Genomic DNA, 19,075 nt, shown 5'->3' on the forward strand with positions numbered 1-19,075 from the left:
ATCGGCTCCTGGCGCCAAGGCATCCACCGTGTGCCCTTAGTAGCTTACCCTACTGGCTCTCTTGGAGATTACTTCTCCCGGTGATTGCAACTTGACAAGCGACGTGTGAAGATTCTCGTCATACGAGTCTCTTCAACCTCGTCATGCTTCTTCCATATCTCATTTTCAAGGTGCGTCGTTTTCCTTTTGTCCACCGCCTCGCGGCGACAAGAAATAATCTAACATAAATCGACGAATTGTGCAAGACATTTTTTTAAAAAATTTTATGTTCCCTATTCCTGCTTTTGCAAATAACGTTTATCCTTCAGGAAGAAACGCCAAAAAATCAGGAATCCCGGCAGAAGCAGGGCAATCCCCGCACCAAGGATTTTAAGCAGGGAATAAAAGGTGTTGATGTTGGTAAATGCTTCTCCGACCGTCAAGTAAGGATAGACAATATACGGGAGATGGGCAATTCCGTAAGCAAACGTGGCAAACGCATATTGTAAAAATATAAAAATAATCGCCAGCCGGATCTTCCGGCCTCCCCGCCATAAAAAGAGGTACCCGATCAAAAAACAAATCATGGAGAACAAAAACAGTTTCAACTGTCCGCTGAGCCTTTGCAACAACCACTCCGCTTCCGGCTCCAAAAAAACGAGCGTCAAAACCGCCGCCACGATGGCCACCGGCCCGAGCCAGACAGCTTGCCTCCGGTACATCGCATAAGCCTCCGTATCATTGGCTTCCCTGGAATAATCCGCGAGAAACAAAGCAGACAAAAACAACTCCGAGGCAAGCCCGAACAACATATACAAATACACGGAAGGACTGGTTAACCACTTATCAAACAACATTATGATCTGTCCTCCGGTTTCCCGGATAAAGCCGCCTTCCGTCACCGGCAACGCACTGATCAAAAGCGCCGGGACAAACAAGCCGGTCATGCCCGAAACAATCCGGAGCCCTTTGGCTGCCCCCCCTGCCGAATAAGACAACACCAGAAAGGAACTGCGCAAGGTAATCAGCAACAAAATGATGCTGACCGGAACCAACAGCACCGTTCCCAGCATATAAGCCGCTTTCGGGAAAAAGCCCACGGTGGACACCACCAACAACACCAAAATCGTATTGGTCACTTCCCAGGTGGGAGATAAAAACCGGTTGGCCACTTGTCCGGCTTTGGATCGTTTTTGATTATAAAGCATCGCCCAAAAGCTGGCTCCAAAATCGATGGATCCGGCCATGCTGTAGACGAAGACAAGCATCCAGATCAACAAAATGGCAATGGACGGTTCAATAGTTTGCTCCATAGGAATACCCCTTTTGTCTCATTTGTTCCAGGTCTTCTTCGAGGGGATGGCGCCGGAAATAGGAGATCATCACTTTGACCAACATCCAACTCAACAACAAGTATACCGCGGCAAACAGGATATACAGGAAACCGAGGTTTCCGGCTTTGGTTGCCGCTTCCGCCGTGGTTTGCACCCCGTAAATCGTCCAGGGTTGCCGGCCGCTGCAGCTGAAAATCCAGCCAAATTCGATCCCCAGTATGGATAAGGGCCCGGATGCAACCAGTAACCACAACAGCCAGCGGGGCAGATTTTTTTCCTTGGCCTCCCGTTGTTTCCACCAAAAATAAAGGGCCAAAGCGGAAAGAGCCAGCAAGAGGACACCGATCCCCACCATGATGTTAAACAAGGTGTGCACATAGGCCGGCGGCCAGGTTTCCTCCGGAAATTCTTCCAAACCTTTGACTTCCGTGTCAAACCGGTCTCCTGCCAAAAAGCTGAGCATGTAAGGGATCTCAATCCCGTTTCTTACTTCTCTTTTCTCTTGATCCACCACACCACCGATGATCAAGGGGGCATAACGCCGGGTTTCAAACAATCCTTCCGAAGCGGCGAGCTTTTCCGGATTATATTGATGCAAATTTTGTGCGGATCCATGTCCGGAAACTGCCGTCAAAAACGACATGGCAAACGCTAAAATCAACGAGAAAAACAAAGCTTTTTGATGAACGGGACGTTCAGCGGCCCTCCCCCTCAACAAGCGGTAACTGGCCACAGAAACGATTACAAAAGCTCCGGTCATGAGCGCACTGACCACCACGTGATAAGCGGTGTTTCCAAAACTCGGATTAAAAAAAGCTTTCCATGGATCCACATTGTAGACCGTCCCGTCCGGTTTCATGTCAAACCCCGCAGGGGTATTCATCCAAGTGTTTGCCGACGTGATCAAAATGCCCGAAGCCGCGGCGCCGAAAGCCACCAGAAACACGGAAATCACCCGCCACAAAGGGGCCAGGCGGTCAGCGGCGTAAACATAAATGGACAAGGCGAGCGCTTCCAAAAAGAATGCATAAATTTCGATCTGAAACGGTACCGAGATCACTTGACCGACAATTTTCATAAATCCCGGCCACAACAGCGAAAGCTGGACAGCCACAATGGTCCCGCTCGGAATGGCCACACCCAAAAGCAGTGCCACCGACTTGGTCCACCGCTTTGCCATGACCGCATAGTGAAGATCTTTTCTTTTGTAAAAGAGCCATTCGCTCACAAAAACCATCGCGGACAAACCGATTCCCAACGTGGCGTAGATGATGTGAAAAGCCAAAGAAGTCCCAAAAAAGATTCGGGCCATGGTAACCTGATCCATACCAATCCTCCTCGTCTCACCGTCTGTCTTAGTTTGATTGCATCAGGAAATTTTATGCAAAAAAAAGAAGACTTACTGGGTAAGCCTTCCTTCAAAACCTCAAAACCCGTTTTATCAAACCATTTCCCGCAACAACTTTCCGGGATCGCGGGTATATTCGCCTAATGTTTGTGTAAAGCGGATGGCATCGGCTCCGTCCAACACCCGGTGATCAAAACTGAGCGAGACGTTCATCCGCCACCCGACGGTCAGCTGGTGATGTTCCACGACCGGTTTTTCCGCGATCCGGTGCAAAGCAAGAATGGCCACCTCCGGGGGCTGGATGATCGGGGTTGCCCATTCTCCCCCCAAAGCCCCGGCATTGCTGATGGTGAAGGTGCTTCCCTTCATTTGTCCCGGCGAAAGCTTCCCTTCTCTGGCCAGTCTGGTCAATCTTCCGATCTCTTCTGCCAGCTGGTCGATGCTTTTTTGCTCCGCCTGCTGAATCACCGGAACGACGAGTCCTCCCGGGGCATCCACTGCCATCCCCAGCGAAATGGATGAAAACTGCCGGATGCGCTGAGTTTCCTCATCATAATGGGCATTAAACCGTGGATGATGTTTCAAGGTCACGGCGACCAATTTCGCCAAAACGGCCATATACGTCAATTTGGGCACTGACGGATCGCCGGCCGAAGCTTGTTTTTGTTGTTCGTACCACCGGACCAATCCGTCCACCGACAATTCATCAAAATGGGTGGCATGCGGCTTGCGGGTAACCGAATAAAGCAGCCGGTCCCCGATCACCCTGCGTGTCGGCGACAAATCTTCCTCCACCACTTCCGGGGCGGGAACTTCCGCTTTCGGAAGGAAGATGCCGGGGGCCGGGCTCTCCTTGTTTTGATTCACGTGGCGGAGGACATCTTCTTTGGTGACCCGACCATGTTCCCCCGTTCCCTTGATTTCATTGATATCCACACCGTGTTCCCTGGCCAGACGCCGCGTGGAGGGGGTTGCCAAAACTCTTTTTTTCTTGTTCTTCTGCAGAGCCACCGGGGAAGGAGCGGTTTCGTCTTCTTCCATTTCATACAAAACTTCCCCAACGGGAACCACTTGCCCTTCGGTCCATTTCAAATTCATGATTTTTCCGCCGGCAGGCGCAGGCAATTCCACCACCGCTTTGTCGGTCTGCACTTCCAAAACCGGTTGATTTTCTTCGATTCTCTCTCCTTCTTTCACCAGCCAGCGGATAATTTCGGCTTCCGTCACCCCTTCGCCGATATCCGGCAAACAAAATTTCACTGCCACTTCTTCTCCCCCCTCAATAAGAAACGACTTGGCAAATCGATTGGTACACCCGTTTCACATCCGGGCGGAAATCATCTTCCAAGGCATACATCGGCACCGGCACGTCATAACCCGTCACCCGGGTCACCGGGGCTTCCAGATACAAAAAAGCTTGTTCATTGATCAGTGCCGTCAACTCCGCTCCTACCCCGGCGGTCCGGGGAGCTTCATGGACAATGACGACCCGTCCCGTGTTTTTGACAGAGTGAATAATCGTCTCTTCATCCAACGGAGACAAGGAACGCAGATCAATCAAATCACAGGAGATCCCTTCTTTTTTCGCTGCTTCTGCCGCTTTTTTCGCCACCGGCACCATGGTTCCCCATGCAATCAGGGTGACATCTTCCCCGTCCGTCACTTTCCTCGCTTGACCGATCGGAACCTCATACCATCCTTCCGGAACTTCTTCTTTCACCGACCGGTACAACTGCATCGGTTCCAAAAACAAAACCGGATCCGGATCTTCAATGGCAGCAAGCAAAAGCCCTTTGGCATCTTTCGGAGTTGAAGGCGTGACAACTTTCAATCCGGGAATGTGGACAAATAAGCTTTCCGTGGAATCAGAGTGCAATTCGGGCGCCCGGATCCCCCCGCCATACGGAACGCGCACGACCATGGACGCCGGATACCTCCCTTGTGTCCTTGTCCGCAAGCGCGCGGCATGCGTCACCAGCTGTTCCATCGCCGGATAAATAAAACCCATGAATTGCACTTCCGCCACCGGACGAAACCCGCCCACAGCCAGTCCGATCGAGGATCCGATGATGCCCGCTTCCGCAAGTGGGGTGTCCATCACCCTCTCCTCTCCGAACAATTCCCACAATCCCTCCGTCGCGCGGAAAACCCCTCCGTTTTTCCCGATATCTTCCCCCAGCAGAATCACCCGCGGATCGTTCTCCAATGCCACCTTCAATGCATCGCATATGGCTTGCACCATGGTTTTTGGTTTCATCAACGGTGATCCCTCTCTTCCAGCTGCTGTTTTTGTCTCTTTTCATTTGCGGACAAGGTTTCATACACATGCGCAAACATATGCCCGGGAGGGGCCGGTTCTTCTTTTTCCGCCCGGGAAATCGCTTGATCCATTTTCTCTTTGCAGGTTTCTTCCCACGTTTTCTCCTCTTCGTCCGTCAACAACCCTTCCTTTTTCAACAGGCGGGTGTATCTCAGCAAAGGATCTTTTTCGTTCACCCATTCTTCCACTTCTTCCGGCGGACGGTACCGCGTGGCATCATCGGCCGTGGTGTGAGGACCGAAGCGGTAAGTCACGGCTTCGATCAAAGTGGGGCCTTTCCCGGCCCGGGCGCGCGCGACGGCTTTGGACATCACATCATACACGGCCAAAACGTCATTTCCATCGACGCGGATTCCCGGGAAGTTATACGCTTTTGCCTTTTCGGCCACCGTTTTTGACGCCGACTGGCGTGAAAACGGCACACTGATGGCATAACCGTTATTTTGGCAGAAAAAAATCACCGGGATGTTGAAAACCCCTGCAAAATTGCAAGCTTCGTGAAAATCCCCTTCGGATGTGGCACCGTCCCCAAAGTAACAAACCGCGATGCTGTCCTCTTTTTTCAATTTCGATGCCCATGCCGCCCCGACCGCATGCGGAAGATGGGTGGCAATCGGCACGGAAGGCGGCAATAAGCGAATTTCTTCCGGAGCCTTGCACCCTTCGACCCTGCCCATCCAATAAAGCAAAATTTGCGACAACGGCATTCCGGCAATCATCGCCACCCCGTGTTCCCGGTAACTCGGAAAAATCCAATCTTGTTTTTGCAGGGCCAAGGCACTTCCGACCTGCGCCGCTTCCTGCCCTTCCAAAGGCGCATAGGTTCCGATTCTCCCTTGCCGTTGCAAGAAAACCGACCGCCTGTCAAAATGGCGGACGAAGGCCATCCACCGGTAAAAGTCTTTTTTCTTTTCCACACTCAGCCGGTTCCAGATTTCCTTTCCCGATTCCGTCAAACGGCCATCCGGGGCAAGATGGCGGACATCCTCCTCGGTCATCAGTTTCATCAATGATTTTTACCTCCTTGCGCTGTTGCGGGGATCCTCCAACAAGATCCGGCGAATATCGGTTAACTTTTTCAAACGCTCCATCACGATCCGGTCCGCTGCCTCACAAGTGGGAATATTCTCATTTTTCGCCCGGTGAAAAATATCCAGGACCATGTCATAAATCGCTTCGGTTTTGACGAGCACTCTCTCTTCATGGAAGCCTTCCAGTTCATCAGCCACTTGAATCAGCCCGCCGGCATTCACCAGATAATCGGGTGCATACCAAATGCTCCGTTTTTGAAGCAGTGCCCCATGCCGGTCTTCCACCAGTTGGTTGTTGGCGGATCCGACAATGGCCAGGCAACGGAACTCGTCAATGGTGTCATCATTGACCACGCCGCCTTTGGCGCAAGGCGAGAAAATATCGCAACTCTCCTTGTGAATCCGGTTCACATCCACCAATTGGACCTTGTCGCCATACTTTTCTTTCAGCTGTTCGCATCGCACCGAATCGATGTCGGCAATTTTGCAGTAAGCCCCCGCTTCGACCAAAAGCTGCAACAAGCGCTCTCCCACCTTGCCGACTCCCTGGATGGCAACCACACGCCCTTTCAGCTGATCCGTCCCCCATAAAAACCGGGCGGTGGCCCGCATTCCGTGAAACACCCCGAGCGCGGTTGGAATGGATGTGTCCCCGCTTCCGCCGTACGATTTCGGCAATCCGGCAAAAGATTTCGATTCCCTGGCGGCATGGACAAAATCTTCCGGATTGGTTCCCATGTCGGTTCCGGTATAGAAACGGCCGTTTAACCCGCCCACAAAACGGCCGATCACGCGAAACAACTCCGGCGATTTATCTTTTTTCGGATCGCCGATGATAACCATTTTTCCCCCGCCAAAGTCCACATCCGCCAGACTGCATTTATAGGTCATGCCTTTGGACAACCGCAAAACATCCTCCAAGGCTTCGTCCGTCGAAGCATACGGGATCATACGGCATCCACCCAAAGCCGGCCCCGCGGTTGTATTATGCAAGGCGATGATCGCTTTGAGACCGGTTTGCGGATGACGGCAAAAAATGACCTGCTCGTGGCCATAGCGGTCCATCATTTCAAACACGTCGCGCATCTTCGCTTCCTCCAGCAAAGATCCCCGCTTTTGTTCATTGATTTTCATGCTTCCCATTCTTATCATCTCCACTTTGAACAAGTTGACTGACAAGCCTGAAAATCTTTCAACTCATCATATGCCCAAAACCGGAAGTGTGATCTTATTCCCCCCGAAAAACCGGTTTTCTTTTTTCCAAAAACGCCCGCATTCCCTCACTTTGATCTTCGGAGGAAAAGAGCAGGAAAAAAGCATTTTGTTCCAAATTCAAACCGTGTTCCAAGGGAAGTTCCTGGGCCTTTAAAACCGCTTGTTTGGCCAGCCGGACAGCAACCGGCGGCTTTTCTGCAATCTCTTTTGCCAAAGACAGCACCTCTTTTTCCAAATCCTCCGCCGGAACCACACGATTGATCAGTCCCCACTTCAGGGCTTCTTCTGCCGAAATGCTCTTTCCGGTCAAAATCATTTCCATCGCTTTTTTCATTCCGACTGCTTTGGTCAGACGCTGTGTTCCCCCGGCTCCGGGGATCACTCCCAATAAAATCTCGGGTTGTCCAAATTGAGCCGCGTCGGAAGCAATGATCATGTCACAGCACATCGCCAGTTCATTGCCTCCGCCCAATGCATAACCGTTGACAGCCGCAATCAAAGGTTTGGAGATTTTACGGATCCGTTCCCAATCCCGGAAAAATTGTTTCATCACAAAGTCGACCGGCCTGGTTTCAGACAGTTCTTTAATGTCGGCTCCCGCCGCGAAAGCCTTTTCACTTCCGGTCAAAACAATCACCCGGATCGCTTCGTCCCGGTCCAGCCCTTCCAGTTCATCGGCCAGTTTTTTCATCAGGCCGGAGTTTAAGGCATTGAGTGACTTCGGACGATTCAGCGTTATTTTTGCGATCGGCTCCATCCTTTCCAGCAACAGCATTTCCTGATCCATTGGAATATTCCTCCTTATAAAGAAAGCGATTTCATTTTTCGAAAAATTATTTATTTATTATATGTTTTCATTTTACCAAACAAGCGATTGTTTGTCAGTCCGTCACGGTGAAGCGGTTATGGGATAAAGAAGACATGCATCAAAAAAAGCGCCCTTACTCAGGCGCTCCTTTCATCATCACCTTGGATGTTTCCTCTACACATTTTTTGCAAATCATTTTTCCGCGATAGTAGATCACTTCTTCCAGGCTCCCGCAAAAAATGCAGTTGGGCTCGTATTTTTTCAGCACGATATATTGATCATCCACAAACACTTCAACACCGTCGCTGGGATGAATATTCAAAAGATCCCTCAGGCCTTTTGGCAATACGATCCTTCCCAGATGATCCACTTTTCTTACGATCCCAGTCCCTTTCATCGAAATCGGCCCCTCTCATTTCTGTTGTAAGCTGGTGGGAGGTGTCAGCTTGCAACCCCTGTTCAACGGTTTACTCATCCGTCACCATGTTGGACTCTTTCGGATCCGACGCATTTGAATCGGAAGAGGAGTCTGTTTTTTCATCTGCAGGCTTCGGTTTTTGATCCTGATCTTTTGATGGAGATTGGGAATCGGTTTTCTCCGGTTCCTCCTTGTTGGCAGGTTCCTCCTTATTCGTATCCGAAGCCGGATCACGGGTGGAACCCGAAGAAGAGTCATTGCTGGTTTTGTCAGGTTGTTTGGCGGGGGCATCGTCTTTGTGATCCGTTTTGGGTTGATTCTCATCTTTGATGATGCTTTCCCATTCTTCTTCCGATGGCGGCCGATTGAGAAGATCGGATACCGGCTTGATGTCTTCAGCCAGTTGAGTTATCGGAATCTCTTCCATCTCTTTGACATCCAAGTTTTTCCCCTCTTTGTTTGCAATCATCCACACGGCATATTTCGCCGGGGACAAACCGGTTTCATCTGCTTTTTTCTTCACTGATTTCGGCATCGTCAGCGTATGAACAAGCAATTCCAGTTTCTCTTCTTTGCTTTCCTCGTCAATCATGGTTTCAATCTCTTGTAACGTTCTCACGCTGGTTTCTTCATCGTTGTAACCGGATAAAACAATTTGGTCTTTCGGATGCAAGAAACCTTGTTGTTTCGCTTCATCCAAAAAATGTTCCACAAATTCGTCCACTTGCTCGTTTTTGTAACTTTTACCGCCAAGCACTTTTAAAGCGGATTTGTTTAAGGGTTTGACCTCGGTGATATGTTTGTTTTTATCCATTCCAATTGCAATGCTTGGATTCACATCCAAATAAATATATCCTTCTGCATGGGCTTCCTTGGAAGGCGAAAATTGGGGAAGAACATAAAACATTCCGATCATCGCTGCCACGCCGGCACTGATCGCCGCAATCCAAGGCTTTCTCTTCCATGCGGAAGAACGATTCACAACCAAGGGAAACTCCACTTCTTCTCCCACGGTCAGTTCCATGTTTGTTCTCGGCACACGAACAAACTCGCCATCCGGTGTCATCACAATCCAATGGCGCGGCCGAACTTCCATGATAACTCCTTTCCGCATTCATTCGCCCCCTTTCTTACCCTTACAGACCCAAATAACTTCGCACAAGGGTTAAATCTTCCGTCATGACAATGGTAAGAGCCGTCAGGTATTTTCTGTGCCGATTCAAAGTTCGGCGATGCATTCCCAAATATGAGGCAATCTCTTTATCCAGCTTTTTTTGGTGCAGGAATTTGTGCAAAAGCTCCTTCTCAGACACCAGCTTTTTCGCCACGTGGAATAAATTTTCGCGTGTATCCCGGTGTTTCGGGCTTTTTTTGACCAATTCATCCAAAGTGATCCCTTGCTTGGCCAACGCTTTTTTAAAAATTTCGATCTCAAGGCGGCGCATTTTGCTCAGTTCTTCATCCCGGTAACTTTCAAAGGCTTTGGCCACCACTTCCTGGTTTTGGATCTCTTCCTCATTGGGCCCGGAAGTCAAAAGCGGCACCGTTTTCTGATGCTTTGCCTCTTGCCGGAAATAATCCACCAACCGCCGATGGATCACTTTGTACGCAAAGGACATGAATGTTGCCTGAAATCCTGAGCTGTAGCCACTGATCGCTTCATCCAAAGCTTTGTAAGCGATCATGTACTCGTCATCCTGCTTAGTGATCACCCTCCTGCAAACACGTGAAGCGATTCTGCGCACATGTGGTTCCAGTTCCCTAAGCAGATCGTCTCGTTTGTCTGGAGAGTGTGTTTCTTGCACCTGAAGCACACGTGTTTCTAAATCTGTTCCCCGGAACATGCAATACCGACACCTCTCCTATGTATTCATTCGCACGGCTTCTCTGTTTTTCTGTCCATTTCATGGATCAGTATCATTGTATCACGGATCATTCCCTCCATTATATAGACAAAAGCGATCATTTTATCAACAACAAAAAACAGAATGAACCAAAAACCGGCTCATTCCGCAAGGTAAGCAAATTCATGAATCACTCAAATATATATATTTTATCATATTTATGAAAATCTTATTTTTCGTTCCCGGCCAACCGGCGGATCGCCTCAACGGTCTCCGTGTTTTCCAGCGAAGACAGATCACCGGTGTCTTCTCCCAAATAGGCGGCCCGGATCACGCGGCGCAAAATTTTTCCATTCCGGGTCTTGGGCAATTCGTCCACCACCCATACCCGCTTTGGTTTTAATGCTTTTCCCATTTTGCGGGCCACAAACCGGATCAGCTCCTCTTCCAACCCTTCGGTTGTCCCGCCTTTTAAGACGACAAAGCAGACGGCACTCTCCCCTTTTTCCGCATCCGGAATCCCGATGGTTGCCGCTTCCGCCACCAAGGGATGATTGACCAGAACCGATTCCATCTCTGCCGGCCCCAACCGTTTTCCAGCGATTTTCAGCGTGTCATCCGAACGTCCGGTGATAAACCAGTTGTTTTCCTCATCGATATACACCCAGTCCCCGTGCAACCATACATTCGGCCAGCGGCTCCAATAAGCTTGTTCATACCGCCGGTCATCCTGCCAGAAGCTTCGCGTCATGCCGACCCATGGCTGACGCAAAACCAGCTCCCCCACTTGCCCGCGGACCGGGCGGCCCGAATCATCAAACACTTCGGCATCCATTCCCAAAATGGGGCCGGCAAACCCGCACGGAACAATGGGCTTGAAAAAATGATTGCCTAAAATGCCGCCGGAGATTTCAGTCCCGCCGGAATAATTGAAAATGGGCACTTTCTTTTTGCCGACTTGTTCAAACAGCCAATGCCACGGCTCCGGATTCCAAGGCTCCCCCGTGGAACCGAAAACGCGCAGGCTGCTTAAATCCCATTTTTCATGCCACTTGTCCCCGTGCTTCATCAACGCCCGGATCAAGGTCGGGGAGATTCCCAAGTGAGTGACCCCGTTTTTTTCGACCAACTGCCACAAACGGTCCGGTGCCGGGTAATCCGGCGTTCCCTCATAAACAATCATGGTGCTTCCCATCATCAAAGCACCGAACACCATCCAGGGGCCCATCATCCACCCCATGTCCGTCACCCAAAACAACACATCCCCCGGTCCCACATCAAACATGTATCCCGCATCAAAAGCCGCTTTCACCGGAAACCCCGCATGCACATGGACCGTTCCCTTCGGTTTGCCGGTGGTCCCGGAAGTATAAATGATCATCACGGGATCATCCGCCGCCGTGGGATGGGGTGACAGCGCTTTCAAATCTGTCCGCAACCGGTCCCAATCCACATCCCTGTCCCTTGCCGGGCACTCCCGGTTGGCCCGCCGCACCACAATCACTTTCTCGACAGATGGCGATTGATCCGCGGCCAGATCGGCTTCCTCTTTCATCCGGACCAATTTTCCCCGCCGGTAGAACCCGTCCGCCGTGATCAGCCATTTGGCCTCGCATCCTTGAATCCGGGTGGCCACCGCATCGGCGCCGTATCCGGAAAAACACGGGATGAAAATCGCACCAATCCTGGCGACCGCCAACATGGCAATCACATTTTCCGCAATCATGGGCAGGTATATGGCAACCCGGTCTCCCGGCTTCACACCCAGCTTTTGCAACCCTCCTGCAATCCGGTTCACTTCCAGCCATAAATCCCGGTACGAATATTTCCGGCACTCCCCGTTATCGCCTTCCCAGATCAACGCAATCCGGTGACGGGACGATGGATCATCGACAAACCGGTCCAAGCAATTTTCCGAAATATTGAGTTTCCCGCCAACAAACCAGCGGGTCCATAAAATGCCGTCACTCATGTCCATCACTTGACGATACGGAACCTGCCATCTCAACTGCATATCTTTGACCGCTTCATCCCAAAACCAGGCAATATTTTTCACACTGTCCCGGTAAAAAGCGTCATAATCCTGATAACCCAGCCGGTTCATCCATTGATAAAGACGGGTTTTTTTCATCTGTCCGGGGGTTGGAACCCAGGCCGGTTCATGACTCATCGCCCATATCACTCCTATCTCAAATAAAATGACTCATCATTATTTTAAATGTATTTAAAAGATTAAGCAAAATAGATATACGCATAAAAAAGGGCTTTCTGCTTTTAGCACAGAAAGCCCGCCCGGGTTCCGTCAAAAAATCAGATGAGCCATCAAGGCGATGATGGGCAACGTCAGCAACGTACGCTGCAGGAACAAAATCACCAGATCTTTAAAATCAACGGGGACTTTGGAACCCAACAACAGCCCGCCCACTTCGGACATGTAAATCAATTGGGTCACCGAGAGACAGGCAATGACAAACCGGGTCAATTCGCTTTCAATCGCTCCGCTTGCAATCACGGAAGGAAGGAACATGTCCGCAAAGCCGACCACAACCGTTTGGGCCGCTTCGTGTGCTTCCGGGATGTTCAACAAGGATAAAATCGGGACAAACGGCAATCCCAGCCATTTAAACAACGGGGTATATTCCGCGATAATCACTGCGGTGGTTCCAAAAGCCATCACAACCGGCAAGACGCCCAGCCACATATCGAAGATGTTTTTGGATCCGTTTTGAAAAACTTTTTTAAACTGCATGCTGCGCGCACGTTCCACGGCTTGGTGCAAACCCCATTGCCACACGGAAAAGCCTTCCGGAAACGTTTCATTCAGGTTCCCTTTCAACCCGTCATAATACGTATCCTCTTTCCGGGACAACGGAGGGATCCGCGGCAAAACAATCGCCGCCACCAACCCGGATAAGGAAATGGTTAAATAATAAGGCCCGAACAAATGCCCCAATCCGATCTGTTCCAAAACGACAATGGTAAAAGTGATGGACACCACGGAAAACGTCGTTCCGATAACGGCCGCCTCCCGCTTGGTATAAAAGCCGTCTTCATATTGCTTGTTGGTAAGCAAAACCCCGATCGTTCCATCCCCCAGCCAGGATGCCAGACAGTCAATGGAAGCCCGTCCGGGAAGTTTGAATAACGGACGCATCAACCGTGTCAACAACGTTCCGGTCATTTCCAGCAATCCAAAATCCATCAAAAAAGGCATGAAAAGTCCGGCAAAAATAAACACTGTAAACAATACGGGAATCAGGTCATACAGCAACAAACCGCCTGTATTTTCCGACCAAACCCAATCCGGTCCCCACTGAAACAGCGTCAGCACGGCCAATACCGCTCCCAAAGCACGAGTGACCGCCCAAAAAACCGACACGTGAAACAAACTTTTTAAAAAGGGGCGATCCATGATCCAAGTTGGTTTGATAAAAGATCCAATGAGCGTGAGCACTGCAGAAACCAAGATCAGGACCGTTGCCAAAGCCGGGAGGACATCCGCCAGCAACTCCTGCAACCATTTGGCCAGCATGGCAACAGGAATGGTCATTTCCCCCCCGATGGAGATCGGAATCATAAATAAGATAATACCGATGATAGATGGGATGATAAATTTCAAATAGCTCGTCACCGGGCGCGTCCCTTTCTGAACATTTTCCATATCGACTGGATCACCTCAATATTTGCGTATAGATAAAACATAGATACATAAATCTTATAATTATTTTATAAAAAAGAAAAGATATATTTTTCCGACCAATTTGATCCATATGAATTGTTTATACAGATAAAAAACAGATATAAATGGATAACAATATTATTTTTTCAATAACACAGTATAAATATACAAAAATACGATATAAATAATCAATAGGAAAATATAACAAAAATAAGGTATAGTAGTATTAAACCACTTTCATCCAAAAGGGGACTATACAAACATGATCAAGCGGACCATCAAAAAAGAAGTACTTGACAGCAAACATCTCGATGAAACAAAAGAAATCCTGATTTTTCTTCCCGAAGAAGAACCATCATCCGTCCGGAACTATCCGCTGGTCCTCCTTCATGACGGGCCTGATTACTTCAACTTGGGACGTGTGGTGACTCAGGCCACCCAAATGATTGCAAACGGGGAGCTGAAGCCCTTTGCCATGGCAGCCATTCCGGTGGACAAAAAGAAACGGACATCGCAATACTCCCCTGTTGGAAAACAACAATCCGGACATATCCGAATGGTGATGGAAGAACTCCTTCCATTGCTTCGTGATAAATATCCCGTCTCCCGTGAAAAAGAGAAGCTGGTGATCGGCGGTTCATCACTGGGTGGAACGGTTTCTTTGCACATTGCCTTGCAACATCCGGAGCAGGTGGTCAATGTCTTTACCCAGTCGGGAGCCTTTTTGGAAGAAACCTGTGAAGAAATCCTGCGGCAAGACACGCTTTCCCATCTGCGCATCTATCAATCGGTCGGAACCTCTGAAACGAAAGTTCCCACCCATATGGGGGATCTGGACCTCTTGGCCCGCAACCGGGAAGTCCACCGTTATTTAAAAGAAAAGGAAGCCCGGGTGCAATATGCAGAAAAAGACGGAGATCACACCTGGGGCTTCTGGCAACGGGATCTCCCGGATGTCTTGAAAACCTTTTTTTCGTCCTGAATCATAAAAACAGCCATCCGTGCGCCCCACAGATGGCTGTTTTTTTACCGGATGCTTCCATTCCTTTTCACCGGCTTGCTTCAAACACTGCTTCCGCAACTACTGCCACTGCAACTGCTTCCGCCGTCACTTCCTCCCGAAGAGTCACTGCCGGAGCCGCTTCCCGCGTCATTCCCCGAATCCGGTCCTGTGTCGCCACCTCCGACGTCTTCCCAAAAATATTCCGTGCCGGAAGATTTGTGATCATTGCCTGTCCGTTTTTTGGCGTAAACCACGGAACCATGATCGTCTTCCAGTGATTTTTTACAGAGCTCGTGGTATTTTTCATGGAATGCATCGGCATGGTATAACGAAAGGAAAATCGCGCCATGGACCGGATCGCCTTCTTTGAACGGACCGGAATCTTTTTTGAAATGGCGGCGGAATTCTTTGATGGAGGTTCCCTGATTCACCACATGCTTTTCGACTTCCTCCAATTTTCGTTTCAAAAGCCGGATCATGTTATCCATGACACGGGCTGCCGGTTCCAAATTTTTCACGGTGTGCGGATTAAAGTATTGATCCTTTAATTCCAAATCCGAGCAGTGCTTAATGTCATCCAAAAGCGCTTTGGAAAGCGGTTGCCGGAAAAAATCCCCCCAAGTGTGGCGGCTGTACGGGGTCGGACGAAACAAAAGCAAATAGATTAAATCAAAAAAACTTTTCTCACTTTCACTCACCGTTTGCCCCGGCACATTGGGCTCATGATGCAAAGTCGTGCCCAGGAAACGGTTGGAAAACTTTTCGTATTCCCTGGTAAACATCAGCATTTCATGCCAAATCTCATCGACTTCATGACTGTACATCGGCACTTTTTTCAGGATGGCTGTCATAATTAAATATCGTTTCCACTCAAAAAAACGGTTTTCCCATTCGGTCAAACTGATTTTATATTCACGGATCACACGTTCTTTGACCCGTTCCACATAACTTTCTTGAAATGAATGTTCCAAATGTTGCACCAGTGCTTGAACATCCTCCTGCAGCTGCGGCCGGGGCTGAACCCCCAGATCTCCAAGCACATAACTCTTTTTATGGTTTACTTTTTTCGCCGAGCGGTACAAGACATTCACAATGATCGATGTGATGATAAACAAAGCCACCAAAAAAAAGGCGATCAATTCCATTCCTTCACCATCCTTTCCCTTTTATTTTAATGAAAAAAAACCCTGCCGCCTATGTACCTATAAAAAAACTCCCCTATCTTTCACACAGGGGAGACTTTGTAAATTTAATCCACGAAACGGTCATAAGCATCCGTCAGGTTCTTGGCAATTTCCTCCAGCGGGACGTTTTCAATATCGTGGCGATGCACCATGTGCACCAGCTTCCCGTCTTTCAACAAGGCAAAAGATGGCGAAGACGGGGGCATTCCTTCAAAATATGAACGGGCCCGTTCCGTGGCTTCCCGGTCTTGTCCGGCAAAAACGGTATACAAGTGATCCGGGACTTTGTCATGTTTCAAAGAAAGAGCCACTGCCGGGCGGGCCAGGCCGGCTGCACAACCGCAAACCGAGTTCACCGCCACCAAGGTGGTTCCTTTCGCTCCTTCCCCCTGCAGGGCTTCATCCACTTCTTCCGGAGTCCGGAGCTCTTTGAAACCGACGCTGGTCAATTCATCACGCATATGTTGAACCATCTGCTGCATTTGCAGAATATAGAAGTTTTCACTCATTTTGAACCCTCCTCCCCCCTATTCTATCCCAATCGGAAAACGGAGAAAAGAAACATTTACCGGTTGTCCACTTTTTCGGGATACAGGTCATGCTGCGCCAAACGCTGTTCGGCGATTTTCTCCCACCGGGTTCCCGGCTTTCCGTAGTTCACATAAGGATCGATGCTGATCCCGCCTCTGGGTAAAAATTTCCCCCACACTTCGATATATTTGGGATCCAGTTTCTCAATCAAGTCCTTCATGATCGTGACAATGCAGTTTTCGTGAAAATCGCCGTGATTGCGGAAACTGAACAGATACAACTTCAGCGACTTGCTTTCCACCAGTTTTTGGTCCGGAACATAACTGAGATAAATGGTTGCAAAGTCGGGTTGGCCGGTAATCGGACATAAACTGGTGAACTCCGGGCAATTGAACTTCACAAAATAATCCGTCCCCGGATGACGGTTGTCAAACGTCTCCAACAAATCGGGGTTGTATTCGAAATGGTAAGTGGTTTCATTCCCCAACGCTTTCAGGGACAATTCCTCTTTCGACTTGTCGCTCATGACTTTTCCTCCTGTTCATCCACACGTTCAAAACGGGCATAAGCTTCATTAGTTTCTTCGACTTCAACCCATTTGCACCGGGGTTGATTCGATTTTTGTCGGCACAAGCCTTCAATAATCCGGAAAAATACCTCCGCCACTTTCTCGGTGGACGGGGCCACTCCGGTTTGATCGGGATCAAACTCCGGAAAATCATTCAAATAGTGATGGTCATACTTTTTCTCGATGGCATGTTTCACTTGCCGGAAGTCAATCAACATATGCTTTTCGTCCAACTCAAACCCTTCCACACAAAAAGTGACTTTATAGTTGTGCCCGTGAATCCTTTCACATTTCCCGGCCCCCGGAATGCTGTGGGCGCAGGAAATCCAAAAGTGTTTCACCATCGTGTATTTGCCGCGCATGTTTATCACCTTAATTGTTCAGGGATTTTTTTATAAGCAATGGGATCCGTCACGTTATTCTCCTTAAACCCTTTCAGGCGGAGCAGGCAGCTGTCGCATTCCCCGCACGCTTCCTCTCCCCCCAGGTAACAGGAAGTGGTCAGTTCATAAGGAACGTTCAGTTCAAGCCCTCTTTTGATGGTTTCCGCTTTGCTCAAATGAATCAGCGGCGTCCGGATCTCAATTTTTTCGGATACGCCCATTTTGGTCGCCAAATTGACCGTTTCGCTGAAAGAACGGATAAATTCGGGGCGGCAATCGGGATAACCGCTGTAATCCACCGCACTCACCCCAGTATAAATCCGTCTGGCCCCGATCACTTCCGCATAAGCCGATGCCAGTGACAGGAAGATTAAATTGCGGGCAGGCACATACGTATCCGGAATATCTCCTTCCACTCCCCCGGTCCGCACTTCCATCGTCTGATCCGTCAGGGCGCTGCCGCCGATTTCGCCGAGGAAAGAAACGTTTACAATTTTATGACGGTGGCCCACTCCGTAGTGTTGGGCGATTTTCTTGGCTTGCTCCACTTCCCTGCCATGGCGCTGGTTGTAATAAAAGGTGATCGGATACAGCGCAAAACCTTCTTCGCGGGCAATCCCCATGCATGTCGTGCTGTCCAATCCGCCGCTCAACACAATCACAGCTTTTTCTTCCACCCGTTATCCCTCCTGTCATACCCCGCGCAAGTCGGGGTCCCAAATCACTTTGTGCATCTGCAGGCTCAATTTCACCTGTGTCAATTGATGCTTCAAGATCAAATCCACCAGTTTTGCCGGTTTCATCGATTCCCACACCGGACTGAACAAGGGAATTCCTTTTTTCATCTTGGTTTGGACGACTTCTTTGGCCACCTTGAAGTCTTCTTCCCCGGCAATCACAAATTTGACCTCGTCGGCATCGTTCAAATAAGCGAAATTCTCTTCGATCATCCGCTTGTTTTCGCCGCTTCCCGGCAATTTATAATCCAAAATGAACCGGACTTTTTGTCTTGCCGCTTCATGGTTTTGCCTTAACTCCGCAAACGGCTTCAAATGGATCGCGCCGTTGGTTTCAATGTGAATGTCCTCGATATGGTCAATCTCGGCCAATGCTTCAATCAACCGTTCGGATTTATATCCATGCATCAACGGCTCACCGCCCGTCAGGCAAATGAACCGGTGCGGAAACTTTTTCACTTCCTTTACGATTTCGGAAACCCGCGCAAAATATTCCGGTTTGGAAGGGGCGTAGCTGTAAGGTGTATCACACCAGGTACAGCGCAGGTTGCAATTAAACAACCGTACAAACGTGGTGGGAAATCCGGCACGGGTCCCTTCCCCTTCAACGGTTTGAAAAATTTCCACCATCGGAAGTTTGGGATCTTTTACGGATCCGGAATCTGGTTGCAAAAGGGCACCTTCTCTCCTGCA

19 protein-coding genes are annotated in these 19,075 nt (G+C 49.4%); 1 reads left to right on the forward strand and 18 read right to left on the reverse strand.

Annotated elements, in window-relative coordinates:
* Nucleotides 1–272 precede the first annotated feature (272 nt).
* The 12 genes from I8U21_RS10155 to I8U21_RS10210 form a co-directional block, all read right to left on the reverse strand.
* Nucleotides 273–1,292 (reverse strand): cytochrome d ubiquinol oxidase subunit II, encoded by a 1,020-nt coding sequence (locus I8U21_RS10155; protein ID WP_198053835.1) that lies wholly within the window; start codon nucleotides 1,290–1,292, stop codon nucleotides 273–275.
* Nucleotides 1,276–2,640 carry a cytochrome ubiquinol oxidase subunit I gene (locus I8U21_RS10160; protein WP_198053836.1) on the reverse strand — a complete coding sequence of 455 codons (1,365 nt, stop codon included), beginning with the start codon at nucleotides 2,638–2,640 and terminating at the stop codon, nucleotides 1,276–1,278. The genes I8U21_RS10155 and I8U21_RS10160 overlap by 17 nt, the downstream gene beginning before the upstream one ends.
* A gap of 114 nt (nucleotides 2,641–2,754) precedes the next feature.
* Complete coding sequence (locus I8U21_RS10165) at nucleotides 2,755–3,927, reverse strand: dihydrolipoamide acetyltransferase family protein (RefSeq protein ID WP_198053837.1); 1,173 nt, start codon at nucleotides 3,925–3,927, stop codon at nucleotides 2,755–2,757.
* Between the two features lie 13 nt (nucleotides 3,928–3,940).
* Complete coding sequence (locus I8U21_RS10170; RefSeq protein WP_198053933.1) at nucleotides 3,941–4,918, reverse strand: alpha-ketoacid dehydrogenase subunit beta; 978 nt, start codon at nucleotides 4,916–4,918, stop codon at nucleotides 3,941–3,943.
* Nucleotides 4,918–5,988, reverse strand: coding sequence for a pyruvate dehydrogenase (acetyl-transferring) E1 component subunit alpha (gene pdhA, locus I8U21_RS10175; RefSeq protein ID WP_198053838.1), 1,071 nt, complete (start codon nucleotides 5,986–5,988; stop codon nucleotides 4,918–4,920). The genes I8U21_RS10170 and pdhA overlap by 1 nt, the downstream gene beginning before the upstream one ends.
* 9 nt (nucleotides 5,989–5,997) lie before the next feature.
* On the reverse strand, nucleotides 5,998–7,155 hold the full coding sequence (locus I8U21_RS10180; protein WP_232337616.1) for a Leu/Phe/Val dehydrogenase: 1,158 nt from the start codon (nucleotides 7,153–7,155) through the stop codon (nucleotides 5,998–6,000).
* An 85-nt stretch (nucleotides 7,156–7,240) separates the two neighbouring features.
* Nucleotides 7,241–8,014 carry an enoyl-CoA hydratase-related protein gene (locus I8U21_RS10185; RefSeq protein WP_181731603.1) on the reverse strand — a complete coding sequence of 258 codons (774 nt, stop codon included), beginning with the start codon at nucleotides 8,012–8,014 and terminating at the stop codon, nucleotides 7,241–7,243.
* 154 nt (nucleotides 8,015–8,168) lie between these two features.
* Nucleotides 8,169–8,432, reverse strand: a complete 264-nt coding sequence (locus tag I8U21_RS10190; protein ID WP_037996279.1) for an AbrB/MazE/SpoVT family DNA-binding domain-containing protein — start codon at nucleotides 8,430–8,432, stop codon at nucleotides 8,169–8,171.
* A 70-nt stretch (nucleotides 8,433–8,502) separates the two neighbouring features.
* Nucleotides 8,503–9,567, reverse strand: a complete 1,065-nt coding sequence (locus tag I8U21_RS10195) for an anti-sigma factor domain-containing protein (protein ID WP_198053839.1) — start codon at nucleotides 9,565–9,567, stop codon at nucleotides 8,503–8,505.
* A 22-nt stretch (nucleotides 9,568–9,589) separates the two neighbouring features.
* The gene (locus tag I8U21_RS10200) at nucleotides 9,590–10,165 is read right to left on the reverse strand and encodes a hypothetical protein (protein ID WP_332307411.1); all 576 of its coding nucleotides are present in this window, start codon (nucleotides 10,163–10,165) and stop codon (nucleotides 9,590–9,592) included.
* 361 nt (nucleotides 10,166–10,526) lie between these two features.
* Complete coding sequence (locus I8U21_RS10205) at nucleotides 10,527–12,467, reverse strand: AMP-binding protein (protein ID WP_181731600.1); 1,941 nt, start codon at nucleotides 12,465–12,467, stop codon at nucleotides 10,527–10,529.
* 132 nt (nucleotides 12,468–12,599) lie between these two features.
* Entirely contained in the window at nucleotides 12,600–13,958 is a 1,359-nt protein-coding gene (locus I8U21_RS10210; RefSeq protein WP_181731599.1) for a YjiH family protein, read from the reverse strand.
* A gap of 280 nt (nucleotides 13,959–14,238) precedes the next feature.
* Between I8U21_RS10210 and I8U21_RS10215 the strand changes: the two genes are divergently transcribed.
* Complete coding sequence (locus tag I8U21_RS10215) at nucleotides 14,239–14,958, forward strand: alpha/beta hydrolase (RefSeq protein WP_181731598.1); 720 nt, start codon at nucleotides 14,239–14,241, stop codon at nucleotides 14,956–14,958.
* Between the two features lie 80 nt (nucleotides 14,959–15,038).
* On the opposite strand, the gene I8U21_RS10220 is transcribed toward I8U21_RS10215, so the two are convergent.
* The 6 genes from I8U21_RS10220 to I8U21_RS10245 form a co-directional block, all read right to left on the reverse strand.
* Nucleotides 15,039–16,124 (reverse strand): glycine-rich domain-containing protein, encoded by a 1,086-nt coding sequence (locus tag I8U21_RS10220; RefSeq protein WP_198053840.1) that lies wholly within the window; start codon nucleotides 16,122–16,124, stop codon nucleotides 15,039–15,041.
* Between the two features lie 104 nt (nucleotides 16,125–16,228).
* Entirely contained in the window at nucleotides 16,229–16,672 is a 444-nt protein-coding gene (locus I8U21_RS10225; RefSeq protein WP_181731596.1) for a BrxA/BrxB family bacilliredoxin, read from the reverse strand.
* 56 nt (nucleotides 16,673–16,728) lie between these two features.
* Nucleotides 16,729–17,220 carry a preQ(1) synthase gene (queF, locus tag I8U21_RS10230; RefSeq protein WP_181731595.1) on the reverse strand — a complete coding sequence of 164 codons (492 nt, stop codon included), beginning with the start codon at nucleotides 17,218–17,220 and terminating at the stop codon, nucleotides 16,729–16,731.
* Nucleotides 17,217–17,624, reverse strand: a complete 408-nt coding sequence (locus tag I8U21_RS10235) for a 6-pyruvoyl trahydropterin synthase family protein (protein ID WP_198053841.1) — start codon at nucleotides 17,622–17,624, stop codon at nucleotides 17,217–17,219. Before I8U21_RS10235 ends, queF begins: the two co-directional genes overlap by 4 nt.
* 5 nt (nucleotides 17,625–17,629) lie before the next feature.
* On the reverse strand, nucleotides 17,630–18,322 hold the full coding sequence (queC, locus tag I8U21_RS10240) for a 7-cyano-7-deazaguanine synthase QueC (protein ID WP_181731593.1): 693 nt from the start codon (nucleotides 18,320–18,322) through the stop codon (nucleotides 17,630–17,632).
* 15 nt (nucleotides 18,323–18,337) lie between these two features.
* Nucleotides 18,338–19,054 (reverse strand): 7-carboxy-7-deazaguanine synthase QueE, encoded by a 717-nt coding sequence (locus I8U21_RS10245; RefSeq protein ID WP_370527065.1) that lies wholly within the window; start codon nucleotides 19,052–19,054, stop codon nucleotides 18,338–18,340.
* Between the last annotated feature and the right edge of the window lie 21 nt (nucleotides 19,055–19,075).

The sequence above is a fragment of the Thermoactinomyces sp. CICC 23799 genome, assembly GCF_016055145.1.
GTDB lineage: Bacteria > Bacillota > Bacilli > Thermoactinomycetales > Thermoactinomycetaceae > Thermoactinomyces > Thermoactinomyces intermedius.